General features: G+C 69.0%; 1 protein-coding gene. It reads left to right on the forward strand.

Going from position 1 to position 1589, the window contains the following annotated elements:
• Positions 1 to 130: 130 nt before the first annotated feature.
• The gene (locus IH50_RS0136710) at positions 131 to 1576 is read left to right on the forward strand and encodes an NF041680 family putative transposase (RefSeq protein ID WP_037873605.1); all 1446 of its coding nucleotides are present in this window, start codon (positions 131 to 133) and stop codon (positions 1574 to 1576) included.
• The last annotated feature ends 13 nt before the right edge of the window (positions 1577 to 1589 follow it).

The following is a 1589-nucleotide window of genomic DNA, read 5'->3' on the forward strand; positions in this document are numbered from 1 at the left end:
CTTAGCTTGACGTTTAACCCCGCGGGTCACTCGTCCTGCTGACCTGCGGTTCTTCACGGGACAGCGGAGACGGCCGTTCTCCACGCTTCGAGATGTCGAGTCACAAAGCACGAGAGAACGGCCGCTGCCCATGAGTCTGCCTGTCGGTGTGCCTGGAATCGAGGCGTTGGATCTGTTGTCCCGCTTTCGGGTCGAGTTCTACGAGTGTCTCTACAAGCGGGCGGACGCGCTCTTCGAGCTCACCGACGCGGTGCTGTGCGCGGACGGGCCGGTGAAAACCCTGGTCGAGCTCTCCTTGACGGTCGAGCACCGGCGCGGGCACGGTGCGCTGTACGCGGCCCTGGACCGTGGATGGCTGGAGCCGACACGGTTGCGCCGCACGCTGGCGGGCCTGCCGCTGCCGAAGGCGGCCGACGGGCGGATCGTGCTCGCCGTGGACGTGTCGCACTGGCTGCGACCCGACGCTCCCACCAGCGGCGACCGGCTCTTCTGTCATGTCTACGGACGCGGCGACCGCAGCTCGGACCAGTTGGTGCCCGGCTGGCCCTACTCCTTCGTCGCGGCCCTGGAGTCCGGCCGCACCTCCTGGGTCGCTCTCCTGGACGCGGTCCGCCTGGGCCCGGCCGACGACGCGACGACCGTCACTGCCGTCCAACTCCACGATGTCGTGAGGCGGTTGACGAGTGCAGGCCAGTGGAGACCGGGCGATCCGGACATCCTGATTGTGATGGACTCCGGCTATGACGTCGCCTATCTGACCCACGCCCTCGCCGACCTGCCCGTCGTGCTGGTCGGGCGCCTGCGCTCGGACCGGGTCATGCTCCGTGACCCCGGCCCTGCCCGGTCGGGTCCCCGAGGCGGGCGTCCCCGCCGGCATGGCGGCGTCCTCACGTTCAAGAAGCCCGACAGCTGGCACGAGCCGGATGTCACGACCGTCACGGACACCACCCGCTACGGCACGGCCACCGCGACGGCCTGGGACCGGATGCACCCCCGGCTCACTCACCGCGGCCCCTGGCTGGACCACGCCAAGGAAGAACTTCCCATTCTGCACGGCACGTTGATCCACCTGAAGGTCGAGCGCCTGCCCGGTGACCGCGACCCGAAACCGGTCTGGCTGTGGTGCTCGGCCACCGCCGCCGCACCGGCGGACGTGGACCGCTGGTGGCAGTCCTTCCTCCGCCGCTTCGACCTGGAGCACACCTTCCGGTTGATGAAACAGACCCTGGGCTGGACTGCCCCGAAGGTCCGCCACGCGGACACCGCCGACCTGTGGACCTGGCTGATCATCGCCGCCCACACCCAGCTCCGCCTCGCCCGGCCCCTCGCCGAGGATTTCCGTCGTCCCTGGGAACGGCCCGCAGAACCCCGCCGCCTCACCCCTGCCCGGGTCCGCCGGGGGTTTCGCAACGTCCGCGCAACAGCAGCCCGCCCGGCAAGCGCGCCGAAACCGTCCCGACCAGGCCCCGGACGGCCTCCCGGCTCGAAAAACAAACAACGGGCCAGGCACCACGACGTCGGCAAGACCGTCAAACGCGCCGAATCGATCAAGGAACACCAAGCCCAGCAAGGTTAAACGTCAAGCTTAG

The sequence above is a fragment of the Streptomyces sp. NRRL S-37 genome (assembly GCF_000721605.1).
In the GTDB taxonomy this organism is placed as follows: Bacteria; Actinomycetota; Actinomycetes; order Streptomycetales; family Streptomycetaceae; genus Streptomyces.

What these genes read in the sequence shown, in the direction of transcription:
- IH50_RS0136710 (WP_037873605.1), top strand. Translation starts at nt 131, where the DNA reads ATGAGTCTGCCTGTCGGTGTGCCTGGAATCGAGGCGTTGGATCTGTTG.